Raw genomic sequence first — 13,190 nt, 5'->3', positions numbered from 1 at the left:
GCGCATAGATCAGAGAACGGCAATTCCGGAGTGGACACTATGACTTACGCATTGAACAACCGACTTCACGTCGCGCTCGTTTTACCCCTGAGTGGCACCGGGAAGCCCGATGAGGCTGGTATTCGCCGGCTAGTCCAGTATTTTCTGCGACAGCCGGATTTTACGAAACGCGGCGGCTTGGTTGCAAATGCCGAGGCCGGTGACGTGTTCTATCTTACGCGCGAGGAGAAACGTCGCGTACTCGAAGTCATCGTCGACGAAGTGGATGGACGCGTCCCCGTCTTGGCCGGCACCTTCGGCTGGACTACAGCCGACGCAGTCGATGTGGCCCGTGACGCAAAATCAGTAGGGGCGAGCGGCATCTTCGTCATCCCACCTGGCGGTGCGATGGACGTGACGACAAGCTGGGACCCCGCGCGCTATCCCGAAGTCTGGCTCGACCAGATTCGTCTACAAGACCGGGCAGTTGATCTTCCAATTTTTACGCATCCAGTGGGGTCACCGTCCAATCGTTACGGAATCGGGCTCCCTGTAGAAACCACTCTCCACATTTGCGCGGAAGTGCCCAACGTGGTCGGCTGGAAGATGACGTACAACTACGATGGATATCGAGCTGTCTCCCACGCGCTAAAGACGCAGCAACCGCGTGTTGCCGTGCTGGGCGCGGCTGCGCAGTACTTCCACGAGAACCTTGCAACGGGAAACTTTGACGGGACGATATCGGGATCGTGGTGCTATGCCCTTGAGCCCATGCAGGCACACATCGATGCATGGGAGCGAAAAGACATCGAGGCCGCCAACTCGATTTGGAATGGAGGCCTACGAAGCCTTCACGACTATATCTACTCTGAATGGGGGCGGCTGCATATTCGATACAAGATCGCCGCATGGCTTCGCGGCCTGGTTGACTCCCCATTGATGACGGCACCCATGCCGCTCCCGCGTCAACAGGAAGTCGAGGATATTCATACGCGTCTTGTATCCATGGGTCTGGAGACGCGCTCGCTGAAAGACGCCACGGAACAACTAGCGAGCCTGGTTCGCCACCACCAGAGCTAAAAGAGCGATCACCCAGAACAAGAGGATGCCTCGCCTCTGGGCGAGGCGCATATATGGAGACACCTCATGACCCTCCCTGCGTACCAAAGCAGCAAGGCGATAGCACCCCCAGACGGACCTCTCCCCATCTCTCGGCTCCTCGTTCGTGCACGAGTTGCCATGGGCTTTGCAACGTTTTTTGATGGCTTCGATGTCTTGGCAATTGCGTACGTCCTGCCTGTGCTCGCTCCAGCCTGGCATCTGTCCAACGGACAAATCGGTACTCTGATTTCCGCAGGTTTTGCCGGACAGTTGATCGGAGCCTTTCTTTTTGGCCGCCTCGCCGAGCGGTATGGGCGCGTTCCGGTTGCGCTTTCCACCATTCTTCTGTTTTCGGTTGCGAGTCTGGGTTGCGCTGCCGCCTGGAGTTTCTGGCCTCTTCTTGTGATGCGCTTCATCCAAGGTATCGGCCTCGGGGGTGAGATGCCAGTTGCTGCAGCCTACATTAGCGAACTTAGTCCGGCCAAAGGTCGCGGTCGCTTCTTCATGCTCTATGAGCTTATTTTCCCGGCTGGATTAGTTGGAGCTGGCATTGCGGGTTACTTGATGGTGCCTGTATTTGGCTGGCAAAGCATGTTTATCTTGGGTGCGGCTCCGGCCCCTCTGCTGTTCATACTGCGACGCGGATTGCCGGAGTCGCCGAGGTGGCTGCAGTCGGTAGGTCGCCACGCAGAGGCCAACGACGTAATGGCTAGAATTCAGATTCCTGGTTCGGCCGCGTCGGCGCAACGGCAACAGCTTGCGGGCGAGACCTCCGGGACCCAGTCAGCGCCTCGCACGAGCTGGCGGGAGCTCTTCCAGTCAAACTACGGTAGGCGAACCTACGTCGTGTGGTGTCTGTGGGTCACTGCGTACTTTGTCACGTATGGACTGACATCGTGGTTGCCTACCCTTTACCGGAACCATTTTCACCTCCCATTGGGGCAGGCTTTAGGCTATAGCCTGATTACGAGCGTCGCGGGATTTATCGGCGCTTTGCTTTGCGCTTTATTTGTTGATCGATCTGGACGAAAAGTTTGGTTTACCTGCGCTTTTCTCCTCGGGGCCCTGGGACTGGGACTTCTTTGTATGACAACGTTGACTGACGCCGTCCATACACAGATGCTCGTTTCACTTAGCTATGTGTTCATCTCGGCCAATGCAACGCTGCTATATCTGTATACGCCGGAAATTTATCCAACCCGGGTGCGAGCCCTGGGCGTTGGCATTGCCACAGCGTGGCTTAGAATTGCTTCGATGGTAGCTCCGCTCGTCGTCCCAGTCGTACTGACGGCATACGGCATACGCGGCGTGGTGCTGCTCTTTGCGGTCACTGCGGCCCTCGGAGCGCTTGCCTCCATTTTTACGACGGAAACAGCAGGTCGGGCACTCGAGGAAGTATCGCCCTAAGGATGCGTGGGCGTCGCAGCGCCGCAACGTCCACGCGTTGCCATATCGGACGGGTGTCGTGCGCAACGGCCCCGCCGTCGCCCGGAGTCCTTGCTCTAGTCTGGACCGCCGAAATTGGCGATGAATTGTTTAGGTGCGTGCTGGCGGCGGCGGCACGTCGGAAGGGATTGGGCAGGCATAAGGCTTATGGCCCCGTTTGCGCGAAAGCTCTTCTTTCGCTTCCACGAGTGTTTGCGGCTGACCAGCAAGATCGATCGCAGTCGCCGCGAGCGTCTTTGCTGCGAGAAGCATGCCTTTGTGCGCCAGGGAAAGCTTGCCTTGTGACACCATCTGCCATGAATGAAATCCAGTGCCAAACGCGTAGCATGCCGTCAGACACTGAGTTGTCGGCACGACCCAGCTTACGTCTCCAACATCCGTTGACCCAGTGACTGGGCGCACGACGTCGGGCGAGTAAGGCAGGATTTCGGAAACGATCGGCCGCGGATCGCGCAACGCCGCGGCGAAATGCCGGGAGGAGTTGGCAAGATCTTCGGTGGTGATCGTAGTCTGCATCTCGGTTGCAAATCGGGTCTCATCCTGTGTTACGTCAAAGCCGCCAATGGCGCGCATATTGCGATCGAGCACGAGATCCAGCGTGTCATTGTGCAGGATGTCAGAGACCGCCTTGTCGAAAATGATCTCCAGCCGGGTACCAGTCATCAGCGCGGCGCCTTGGGCGATGTCCTTCACACGCTGGAAGAGGTCCCTGGCCTCGTCGCTTCGAGGCGACCGGATCGTATAGAGGACTTCAGCCAGCACCGGAATAACATTCGTCGAGATGCCTCCCGAGTTAATGTAGGCAAAATGCACGCGGGCCTGGTCAGGCATGTGCTCACGCAGATAGTTGACGCCGATGTTCATCAATTCGGCCGCATCCAGTGCACTGCGTCCCAAGTGAGGTGCCAACGCAGCGTGCGATGCTTTGCCGTGAAAACGGAAGTGCGCTTGGATGTTGGCCAGGGTGGCGTTCATGAAGACTGAGTTGGCAACAGATGGGTGCCAACTCAGTGCAACGTCTAGATCGTCGAACAGGCCCTCGCGCGCCATGAACGTCTTGCCAGCGGCGGCTTCCTCGGCTGGACAGCCGTAGAATCGGACCGTAGCGTTAATGTTGTTGCTCGCAAAGTAGTCCCGCGTTACCACTGCGGCCAGATGTGCTGCAGTGCCGAGGAGGTGGTGGCCACATCCGTGCCCATTGCCATTTTCGGCGCCTGCGGCCGGCGTGCAACGGAGCGCGCCACTTTCTTGGCTGAGCCCTGCGAGCGCGTCGTACTCCCCAAGAAAGCCAATTACCGGTCCGCCAGAGCCGGCCTCGGCGACAAAAGCCGTTGGCATTCCCGCGACATCTCGCTTGACTGTGAAGCCGCTCTTTTCTATCTGCGCGGCATGCAGCTCCGCGGATCGGAACTCCGCGTAACGCATCTCCGCAAATGACCAGATTTCGTCGGCCAGCGAGATGTAGGCGTCGCGCTTCGACTCTACGAGGTGTACTACGCTGTCTATATGTTTCACTTGTTCTCCGGAGGATGCACGGTTAGGCCGTTAGGCTATTCCTCTACCGCATGTGGTGCTAGACGCAGTTGCGTACCGGTGTTGACCGGCGGTTGCCACCTCTTGAAAGAGGGAGTTGACCCCGTGGGTATGAGGTGCGACGCGATTGCTCAGTAGGCGAACCAAGCTCGAGCGCGCCCATCTGGCGAACGGATCGGCGGGTTTCTCTGGCGCAGCAGCACAGTAGTCATCCGGTGATCGCTGGCAGCTTCCGGGCATCGCGAGCGCGAGTTGGCGTTTGCGTAGCGGTGCGTGCGGCGGCTGCAAGCGGATCGGCAGCTTGCAGCCGAAATCGGGCTACAGATTCTGGTCACAGTCGCACCTGCTCTCGACTTATGGCATCTCACGATCTCTCTGGTCGATCTCGGTCATCAGGCACCGTCTTCAGGTTTATAAGCCAGCGATATTCGGTATTTGTCGGGCCGAACGTGCACATCGACAACCTAAACTGCCCGGATTATCCATATAAAAATCGACTTCCAGTGGTTGCCCTTGACTTCGTCTGGAATGAACATAGAATGATATTCGTTATTCGATGAGCAAAAGGCCGTCGAATCTTGAGGAGAAGGGGAGTCGGATGTTAGATGACGTTGTGGAGGCCACAACATGCTGCCGGGCGGCGCAGCATGATGGGCAATCGCCGCAATTTGCGGTTGCCGAGAATCTTTGCCGGGTGGTCAGCAACCACTGGGTGAACGACGAATACAAGCACCTTGTTGTCGACGCCCCCGACGTTGCGTTGCAGGCAACTCCGGGGCAATTCTTCCATTTGGCCTGTCCGCCTGACCAACAGGGCGCCGCATTTCTGCGCAGGCCCATGAGCATTTATCGGGTGTCACGGGAAAGCGGCACGATAGAGTTCCTCTACAAGGTACAGGGATTGGGCACGCGTGGTCTCGCAAATTTGGGAGCCGATGAGACGCTGGATGCGCTGGGACCAGTGGGTCGCGGTTTCGTCTTGCCTGCCGGTACCCGACACATTCTCCTGCTGGCCCGCGGTGTGGGGCTGGCGACCCTGACGCCCTTGGCAGATCTGGCGCGCAGCCAGGGTGTGGCGGTCACGGCGGTGCTGAGCGTCAGGTCAGCAGATCTGGTCATGTCGGCAGACTACCTCAGGGAGGCCGGCGCAAATGTGGTCATTGTCAATGACGAGGACGGTAGCAGTCAGGTAGAGCACGTTGAGGCTCTGCTGCGTCGCACGCACGCCGGGCGCCGACTTGACTACGTTGCTACATGTGGTTCGAATCGATTGTTGCAGATGCTCCAGCGGGTGTCCGCCGACTTGGAAATTCCAGGACAGATCGCCGTTGAGCAGCATATGGGGTGCGCACTCGGTGCGTGTTATGCGTGCGTGCGGCCGTTCCGAACGGAGGTGGGCAAGCAGGATCTCACCTATCGCAGGGTTTGTTGGGAAGGTCCGGTATTCGACCTATGGGAGACTGTATCGTGGTAGATCTTAGCGTGGAAATTGGCTTGCTCAAGTTGCAGAATCCGATCATGCCCGCGTCTGGCACGTTTGCCGAAGGCCTTGCAGATGTGTTCGACTTGAACCGTCTTGGCGCCATCGTGACCAAGACTATTACGGACGACCTGCGTGAAGGGAACCCGCCGCCGCGCGTGGCGGAATTCAAGGATGCGACGCTGTTTTCGATCGGTATCCCGAGTAAAGGCGGGGACTATTACCTGAAGGAAACGGTCCCGTTCTACCAAGCTTACAAACCGCCGTTAGTTGCCAGCATCTCGGCGAACACGGTTGAAGAATTCGGCCGACTCGCGCGCAAACTATCCGTGCCGGGCGTGGCGGCGATCGAAGCTAACGTGTCTTGTCCGAACCTCAAGAAGGATGGGCGAGCCTTTGGCATGGATCCGGATGCGACGTTTCAGGTGGTCCGTGCCATGAAGGCAGCGTCCCCACTCCCTGTATGGCCAAAGATGACCCCCAATGCTGCCAACGTTGTGGAGGTCGCCCTGGCGGCCCAGGCTGCCGGTGCGGATGCACTTGTGGTTAGCAATGCAATTCTCGCCATGGCGATCGATGTGGAAACACGACGCCCCCGTGTTGCCAACCTGATGGGTGGTCTGACGGGACCGGCAACCAAGCCGATCATGCTACGTATCGCCTATCAGTGCGCGCAGGCGGTGACGATTCCCGTAATCGGGTGCGGTGGGATTGCGACGGCGGAGGATGCCATCGAGTTTCTGCTCGCGGGGGCGACTGCGGTGCAGGTAGGCACGGCCAACTTTCTCTCGCCGCGATCGATGCCAAGCATTATTGATGGGATCGCCGCGTACTGTGAGCGCAAGGGAGTCACCCGGTTGCGTGACCTGATCGGCTCAATGGAGCTGTTTGACGCGCCCAGCATCTCAGCTGGAGCGGTACTCTGACCGGCCACAACACCCGGAGACACAGCATGCAGTTTTCCTATCTTGTTACCTTTGAGAGCGCGGACCCGTCGGCCCATATCGGGGTGGAGGATCTTCAGCGCGTAGCCGAGGTTGTTACGCGCACGCCGCAGTTGCGCCGAGCGCGACTCTATACGCCCGAAAGCGCAAAGGACTTTTACACGGATGACGGTCCATCGCCGCCATTTGCGATGCAACTGGACTTTGACACCCTGACGGCGCTGGAATCGGCCATAGCAGTGGACGGTCATCTCCAGGCCGTAGCGCAGCTTTCACTGCCTAACTTGCGCGGGTGTACTGTTACGCAACAGGTCATGTCCCGGCGTCCATTTCCCGTTGAGGACTCCATCGGCCGCTCGCCAGTTGGGAGTGCGCCGTGTAGTTTCTTGGTTCACTACCCGGGGCACGCCGCAGACTTCGATGCGTGGCTGAACTACTATCTGGGCCACCATCCACAGATCATGCGATTCTTCCCTGGGATACGCGAGATCGAGATTTTCACGCGCGTAGATTGGGTGGACGCGATGCCGTGGAAAAAGGTTCACTATATCCAAAGGAACAAGCTCGTCTTTGACAGCGCGCAGGCTATTACCGAGGCGATGAATTCCCCTGTCCGACATCAAATGCGCGCGGACTTCGAAAAATTTCCCCGTTTCCATGGCGGCAATGTTCATTTTCCGATGGCAACGCACACCTATACATTGTCGTGATCGAGAGCGGCGGAAGTCAAACGCTCTCTTCCGGAAAAACTGGCTGAAAAAGTAGGGCTGGTGGACTAAAGAACCCGGATTGGTGACCTCGCCAAAGGTCGGCAAGTCAGCGGCCGCGTGTTCCAAATCTGTTGCAAAAGCTCGCGTCGCTAGTTACATGCCTGTCGCACGCGCAAGCGTGCCGACTAGCTGCCCGTGGAGGAGTAGTGGCGCACTCCGACACGCCAGGCGGCGAAGCTCACGGCAAGAAAAGCAAAGCCTGCCAACGGTGACACGAGCCCTGTCCAAGCCGGGGCACCCGTAGGATCAGGCTTGCCCAGTATGATCAGTGCGGGGTAATAGGCGACGCCGGCCAGTGGCACAGCGAACGTTAGCAAGTACCGAAACCATCGAGCGTATAGATCAAGCGGATACTGTGACGCCTGAACGCCCCCGTAGCTCAGCACGCTGGCGAGCTCAATGCTCTCGATTGTCCAGAAAGACAGCGTGCCCCGCAGCACTAGGATGCCGAGAAACAGCGCAACCCCACCTGCAAGCGAAAACAGTGCTACCGCGATCGACGTCTGGGCCCAGGAAATGTCCGCTTGCACTGTCGCAAGCGCCAGGATCATGAGTCCTTGCAGCAATCGTCCGAGGCGCCCGATGCGGAGGTCGTAGGTTAATAATTGCAGGGTCAGCGATTGTGGCCTAAGCAGTAAGCGGTCGAATTCGCCTGTGCGCAGCAGTGCCGTACCGAGTATGTCAAAGCCACGGCCGAGGACATCGGCGATGGCGTACATGCAGTTTACTAGCCCGTAGATCAGTGCCAGCTCGCCGATGTGCCATCCTTGCACCTCTCCGAACCGGTGGAAGAGTGCCCAGGCCGCGAGTATCTCGAGGCCACTGACGAGAAACTGGCCCAGCGTAAGCATCAATGCCGACGCCGGATAACGCATCTGGCCACGCAAGGATGCTCGTACCAGGCGCATCACCAGTGTTAGGGAATTCGTGTTCTTCATCCGCCTTGCACTTCAAGGCCCCGCATGGTGCGATTCATGGCCGCGTGACCGAGAGCGATAAGCAGAACGATCCACGAGCATTGCAGACCCAGTGCAGCGAGCATCTTTGCGCCGTCCAGCTGCGAGAAATAGATGCGCGCCGGAATATCCACCACACCCGCTAACGGCTGCACTAGCAATAACGCCTGCCAGGTGTCGGGAAGTAGTGGCAGGGGTAGCAGATTTCCTGAGAGGACGATGACTATCGGTCCCGCCAGGGTATTGATGCCGCGCTCGTTGCTCGCTGCCACCGCTGCCACAGTCAGCAGCATCACCAGCGTCGTTGAGAGCAGCAACGCGAGCACAACGGCGACAAGGGAGCCAACGCCTGCCATGACGCTCGCCGGCGGCTGCCAGGCCCAGTCGTTGAGTCCAGCAAAAGGCAGCCCAATGCCGGCAAAGGCTAACATCAGCGCTGCGCGCGGCAGGGCGCGCGCAGCCGTCCACCCAGCCGAGCGGGCAAACCAGAGCGCGTAGCCATTCACGGGGCGGAGCCTGTCGTACGCCACCGCGCCCGAGCGGACAGCTTGCGCCACCTCGGGGTCGGCCATCCATGGCAGCAGCGCAAGCAACCCTTGGGCAAGCCATATATACGTGATGGCATGGCCGCGGGACATCGGTGCGCTGGCTGCCGTCACGTTGCCATAGAACGCCGCTAGAACCATGACTCTTACGCCGCCCCACCAACATTGGGTCGCGAAGCCAGTGTAGGCCGAGACCCGATACTGCAGCATTTGCATGAACCGCGCCCTGAACGCGGCAAGATAGGGGCGAAGCAGTTCGCGCAGCGCCATTGACGGCCTATGTTTCAGCTGCGCCGTGCATCTCGTAAAAGCGCGCGATGACGGACTCAATGGTCAGCTTATTGCCCTCGGAATGCTCGGGCTGGTGATCGCTTGCCTGGCGTGCTTGCACCACTTGGGCACGCAAAGCCTCAACGCCGCAATCCGCCAGCACGCGACCGTGACCAATCACGATCACGCGCTTTGCCAGCGCTTCGATGTCGTGCATGTCGTGCGTGGTCAACAGCACGGTGGTGCCGCGCTCCCGGTTTGCGCGCCGGACAAAATCACGTACCGCAAGCTTAGCGGGCGCATCGAGCCCAATTGTTGGCTCGTCCAGGAAGAGGATATCGGGCTCGTGCAACAGCGAGGCTGCTATCTCGGCGCGCATCCGCTGCCCCAATGACAATTGACGTACAGGCTGATCGAGCAAATGCTCAAGATGCAAGAGATCCACCAGTTCGTCGTGCGTACGGGCAAAACGCATGGGGTCCACCCGATAGATGTCGCGCAGCAGGGTGAACCCGTCACCCACCGGCAAATCCCACCAGAGCTGCGTTCGCTGTCCAAACACGACACCGATACGTTCGACGTGCCGTTTGCGGTCGGCATACGGGGCGCGCCCATTGACTTCGACGCGACCACTGTCGGGCCGTAAGATGCCTGCCAGGATCTTGATGGTGGTCGACTTTCCGGCACCGTTCGGGCCAATGAAACCCAGCAGTTCGCCGCGTTGCAGCTCAAATGACACGTCAGCCAGTGCATCGACCGTTCGATAGTGCGGGCGCACTAACGCACGTATCGCACCGCACACTCCGGGACCACGCTCGTGAATGCGGTAAGTTTTGCGAAGATGGCTGACGACGATCTGGGGCCGATGTGAGAGGGCCATTTTGATGGAGATGTCGATGCTGCGAAGGCCGAGAGGGAGGATCTACGCGTCGGGACGGCCTGGCCACGTATTTGAGACCGTCCCATTCTAGCTATAGGCCGCCCCAGCCACGCTTGAACGCTTACGGCTGGGGGGGGGCGGGCACAGTTTCCTGACCAACGTCTTAGGTGAGGCTTGCGTGCTAGCGCAAGCCGGGTACCCGTTCAATTGTTTACAGCGCCAAATCCGCGTCTGCCTTATGCGGTCGAGGCGCCGCCTGTCCGGGCTCTGCTTGTGGGGTGACGGACAAGTCGATCTGCGGCGGCCGCGCCAACTGCAATACTTCGCTCGTATAGCTCCATTCCTCGTATACCTTCGAGGGGCTGTCATTGAGCTTGGTCCCGTAGCTTGGCACAATCTGTCGAACTTTCTGTTGCCACGCCGGTGTTGCGAGCTTGTCCTTAAATACCTTCTCAAGCAGGTTTAGCATGATCGGCGCCGCGGTAGAGGCGCCTGGTGAGGCGCCAAGCAGCGCTGCGATCGAGCCGTCCTTGGAACTCACGATTTCCGTGCCTAGTTTGAGCACGCCGCCCTTTTCACTATCCTTCTTGATAATCTGAACACGCTGTCCGGCTTGCCAGAGGCGCCAATCTTCCTTCTTGGCCTGTGGGAAGTACTCTTTCAGTGCATTGAACCGGTCAGCATCGTCGAGCATCAGCTGACCTGCTAGATACTCCACAAGCGGGAACTCATCAATGCCGACGTGCATCATCGGAACGACGTTGTGGTGGTTTGTGCTGCTAAGCAAATCAAAGTAGGAACCGTTCTTCAGAAACTTCGTTGAGAAGGTCGCGAACGGCCCAAACAGGATGATCTTCTTGCCATCGATGATGCGAGTGTCCAGGTGGGGTACCGACATCGGGGGCGAGCCAACAGATGCTTTGCCATATGCCTTTGCCAGGTGCCGGCTGACAACCTGCGGATTCTCAGTGACCAGGAATGATCCACCGACGGGGAAGGCTCCGTAGTTCTTGGCCTCGGGTGTGCCGGAGGCCTGCAACAGATGAAGCGCACCACCGCCAGCGCCGATAAAGAGGAACTTTGTGTCCACGTCCTGAAGGGGGCCACCTGATTTGGTGTTGGCGTAGCTCACACGCCAAGTGCCATCCTCGTTGCGCTTGATAGTCCGGACCTCGCTGGAAAGCGAAAGGCTGAAGCCACGCTGACCTTGTAGATACTCAACAAACTGACGCGTGATTTCACCGAAATTGACGTCGGTACCTACAGGGGACCATGTTGCGGCAACTTTCTGTTTCGCGTCGCGACCTTCCATCATTAGCGGGACCCATTGCTTGATTTGATTGGAGTCTTCCGAGTACTTCATGCCTCGAAATAACGGGCTCGCCTGTAAGGCCTCGTAGCGTTTCTTGAGAAACCTGACATTGTCATCACCCCACACGAAGCTCATATGCGGTGTCGAGTTGATAAACGACCTCGGGTTCTTGAGCACGCCGTTCTTAACCTGCCACGACCAGAATTGGCGCGATATCTGAAAAGACTCGTTAATTTCTACGGCCTTGGAAATATCCACCGTACCATCTTGTCTTTCGGGCGTGTAATTCAGCTCGGCGAGTGCGGAGTGTCCTGTGCCGGCATTATTCCAGCCGTTGGAACTTTCCTCGGCAACGCCGTCGAGTCGCTCGATCATCATCATTGACCAATTAGGCTCAAGCTCATGGAGCCACACGGCTAGCGTCGAGCTCATGATCCCACCACCTATCAGCAAGACATCGACTTTTTTTGTCTCTCCAGCCTGGGCGGAAATCGCTGTCACGGCGAACACCGCTCCCATTAGAAGTGCTTTAATTGTCTTAATCACTGTGATTCAACCTTATTGGTTTGCGTAGCAAATCGCGCCATGTGCGTGGGTGGAGCTCGATATGGAAGTGCGAGATGGTGTGCGGCCAATCCTCCAGCAAGCGCCCGAGCAAGGAAAGACAAGCAAAGATGCTAATGAACATCTTGCAGGAACAGCCAAGCCGCTACAGGGGGCATTACGAATAGGCCGCCAAGATCATGGAGTCTGAGCCCTGCGCACAATATAAACTACTAATGGCGAGATTAAAGATTTATAAGATTTATACTGCGACATAATTGATATTTATGTGTGGGGAATAATAACTCGATAAATTGTGCATAAAAGATGGTTTGCGATACCCGTGCTTCGAGGAAATTGTCCCGAAGCGTGCAGCAGTACACTCGCGGCGGAGATGCCCCCATTCACAGCACGGAGCCAACCTGATCATGCCAAGCCAGGCTAGCATCCGTTGTGTTCATGGCATCCAAAGCCTCTAGTAGTACACGGACCTTGGGTGGCATATGTCTACGCGCTGGGGTAAGGGCATAGAATGTTATGGGTGCAGATTTGTAGTCTGGCAGTACATGCACCAGGTCGCCGGTATCCACGTACGGCTGGACGAGCGATGTAGCGAGGCGAGCGATACCTATCCCGTCGAGCGCGGCGCGTAGCTGAATCTCCGAGTTTGGCGTTCGGATGCAAGGTCGGATCAGAATGCGGCCAGACTTGCCGTCCGATTTGGAGATGTCCCAGCATTTGTCGTCAGTATCGACGATGGCTGGAAACATCTCGATGTCAGCCGGTGTTTCTGGGGTGCCTCGCTCGTCGAGCAGTTTTGGGGATGAGTAGAATGCCCGTTGCATCGAAGCGACTCGCTTGATAACGAGCGAGCTATCTGGTAGTTGGGCCGTCGTTCTGACGAACGCAATATCGTATCGTTGCTCAACAAGATCAGGAATTTTTCGTGAGTCGTCGATCACGACGGACAGGCGGCTGTGCGTTTTGAGAATTCGCGCAAGCACGGGTGAAAGGTAGAGCCATCCGCTTTCGTAGGAGGCACTGATGCGCAGCGTTCCTTTTACTTCCTGTGTCGTGGATTTTGCTTCCATCTCCACTTCACGAAGCGCGACAAAAAGAGGCGCCGCACGTGCGAATAGCCGTTGCCCGACATCGGTAACTTGCACCCGGCGCGTAGTTCGTTCCAATAATCTCACGCCGATCTGTGTTTCTAGCCTGGAAATTGAGGCGCTTACGGTGGATTTCGGCAAGCCCGCCTTGGCACCCGCCGCGCTGAAGCTACCGGTTTCGACAACCCGACAGAAGATATCCCAGTCTTTCCATTCAGTTGGTTTTTCCTTGGTTTCAGATTGCATGTTTCTTTCCAAATTCAGGATATCGCTACTTCGAATCGAGAGGGAATGTCATCGATGATCCATGATATTTACGAGA

11 protein-coding genes are annotated in these 13,190 nt (G+C 57.7%); 5 read left to right on the top strand and 6 right to left on the bottom strand.

Annotation, left to right across the window (positions count from 1 at the left end; genetic code table 11):
- Positions 1-39 precede the first annotated feature (39 nt).
- The gene (locus ACO550_RS22585) at positions 40-1,059 is read left to right on the top strand and encodes a dihydrodipicolinate synthase family protein (RefSeq protein ID WP_315594143.1); all 1,020 of its coding nucleotides are present in this window, start codon (positions 40-42) and stop codon (positions 1,057-1,059) included.
- A gap of 159 nt (positions 1,060-1,218) precedes the next feature.
- Positions 1,219-2,487, top strand: a complete 1,269-nt coding sequence (locus ACO550_RS22580; protein ID WP_315594144.1) for an MFS transporter — start codon at positions 1,219-1,221, stop codon at positions 2,485-2,487.
- Positions 2,488-2,616: 129 nt separating this feature from the next.
- Here ACO550_RS22580 and ACO550_RS22575 read toward each other — a convergent pair whose 3' ends face one another.
- Positions 2,617-4,041: an amidohydrolase gene (locus ACO550_RS22575; protein ID WP_315594145.1), complete on the bottom strand. Its 1,425-nt coding sequence runs from the start codon at positions 4,039-4,041 to the stop codon at positions 2,617-2,619.
- Positions 4,042-4,657: 616 nt separating this feature from the next.
- Between ACO550_RS22575 and ACO550_RS22570 the strand changes: the two genes are divergently transcribed.
- From ACO550_RS22570 to ACO550_RS22560, 3 genes are read left to right on the top strand one after another with little or no spacing between them, the layout of a single operon-like run.
- Positions 4,658-5,533, top strand: a complete 876-nt coding sequence (locus ACO550_RS22570; RefSeq protein WP_315594146.1) for an iron-sulfur cluster-binding protein — start codon at positions 4,658-4,660, stop codon at positions 5,531-5,533.
- Entirely contained in the window at positions 5,527-6,465 is a 939-nt protein-coding gene (locus ACO550_RS22565; protein WP_315594147.1) for a dihydroorotate dehydrogenase, read from the top strand. Before ACO550_RS22570 ends, ACO550_RS22565 begins: the two co-directional genes overlap by 7 nt.
- A gap of 26 nt (positions 6,466-6,491) precedes the next feature.
- Positions 6,492-7,193: an EthD family reductase gene (locus ACO550_RS22560; protein ID WP_315594148.1), complete on the top strand. Its 702-nt coding sequence runs from the start codon at positions 6,492-6,494 to the stop codon at positions 7,191-7,193.
- A gap of 185 nt (positions 7,194-7,378) precedes the next feature.
- Here the strand turns inward: ACO550_RS22560 and ACO550_RS22555 are convergent, their stop codons facing one another.
- The 5 genes from ACO550_RS22555 to ACO550_RS22535 all read right to left on the bottom strand — a co-directional run bounded on the left by ACO550_RS22555 (position 7,379) and on the right by ACO550_RS22535 (position 13,114).
- Positions 7,379-8,191 carry an ABC transporter permease gene (locus ACO550_RS22555; protein WP_315594149.1) on the bottom strand — a complete coding sequence of 271 codons (813 nt, stop codon included), beginning with the start codon at positions 8,189-8,191 and terminating at the stop codon, positions 7,379-7,381.
- The gene (locus ACO550_RS22550) at positions 8,188-9,024 is read right to left on the bottom strand and encodes an ABC transporter permease (RefSeq protein WP_315594150.1); all 837 of its coding nucleotides are present in this window, start codon (positions 9,022-9,024) and stop codon (positions 8,188-8,190) included. The genes ACO550_RS22555 and ACO550_RS22550 overlap by 4 nt, the downstream gene beginning before the upstream one ends.
- A 7-nt stretch (positions 9,025-9,031) precedes the next feature.
- Complete coding sequence (locus ACO550_RS22545) at positions 9,032-9,904, bottom strand: ATP-binding cassette domain-containing protein (protein ID WP_315594151.1); 873 nt, start codon at positions 9,902-9,904, stop codon at positions 9,032-9,034.
- A gap of 211 nt (positions 9,905-10,115) precedes the next feature.
- Positions 10,116-11,735 (bottom strand): malate dehydrogenase (quinone), encoded by a 1,620-nt coding sequence (gene mqo, locus ACO550_RS22540; protein WP_315594236.1) that lies wholly within the window; start codon positions 11,733-11,735, stop codon positions 10,116-10,118.
- Between the two features lie 428 nt (positions 11,736-12,163).
- Positions 12,164-13,114 carry a LysR substrate-binding domain-containing protein gene (locus ACO550_RS22535; protein WP_315594152.1) on the bottom strand — a complete coding sequence of 317 codons (951 nt, stop codon included), beginning with the start codon at positions 13,112-13,114 and terminating at the stop codon, positions 12,164-12,166.
- Positions 13,115-13,190: the final 76 nt, after the last annotated feature.

Source organism: Cupriavidus sp. (genome assembly GCF_057315035.1).
Note: the sequence above shows the minus strand (reverse complement) of the source record. Positions and strands in the feature narration are given on the sequence as shown.

Bases quoted from the DNA above. Each gene is read 5' to 3' on its own strand.
- ACO550_RS22585 (WP_315594143.1), top strand. From the start codon at position 40: ATGACTTACGCATTGAACAACCGACTTCACGTCGCGCTCGTTTTACCC.
- ACO550_RS22580 (WP_315594144.1), top strand. From the start codon at position 1,219: ATGGGCTTTGCAACGTTTTTTGATGGCTTCGATGTCTTGGCAATTGCG.
- ACO550_RS22570 (WP_315594146.1), top strand. From the start codon at position 4,658: ATGTTAGATGACGTTGTGGAGGCCACAACATGCTGCCGGGCGGCGCAG.
- ACO550_RS22560 (WP_315594148.1), top strand. From the start codon at position 6,492: ATGCAGTTTTCCTATCTTGTTACCTTTGAGAGCGCGGACCCGTCGGCC.
- ACO550_RS22555 (WP_315594149.1), bottom strand. From the start codon at position 8,191: ATGAAGAACACGAATTCCCTAACACTGGTGATGCGCCTGGTACGAGCA.
- ACO550_RS22550 (WP_315594150.1), bottom strand. From the start codon at position 9,024: ATGGCGCTGCGCGAACTGCTTCGCCCCTATCTTGCCGCGTTCAGGGCG.
- ACO550_RS22545 (WP_315594151.1), bottom strand. From the start codon at position 9,904: ATGGCCCTCTCACATCGGCCCCAGATCGTCGTCAGCCATCTTCGCAAA.
- mqo (WP_315594236.1), bottom strand. From the start codon at position 11,735: ATGGGAGCGGTGTTCGCCGTGACAGCGATTTCCGCCCAGGCTGGAGAG.
- ACO550_RS22535 (WP_315594152.1), bottom strand. From the start codon at position 13,114: ATGCAATCTGAAACCAAGGAAAAACCAACTGAATGGAAAGACTGGGAT.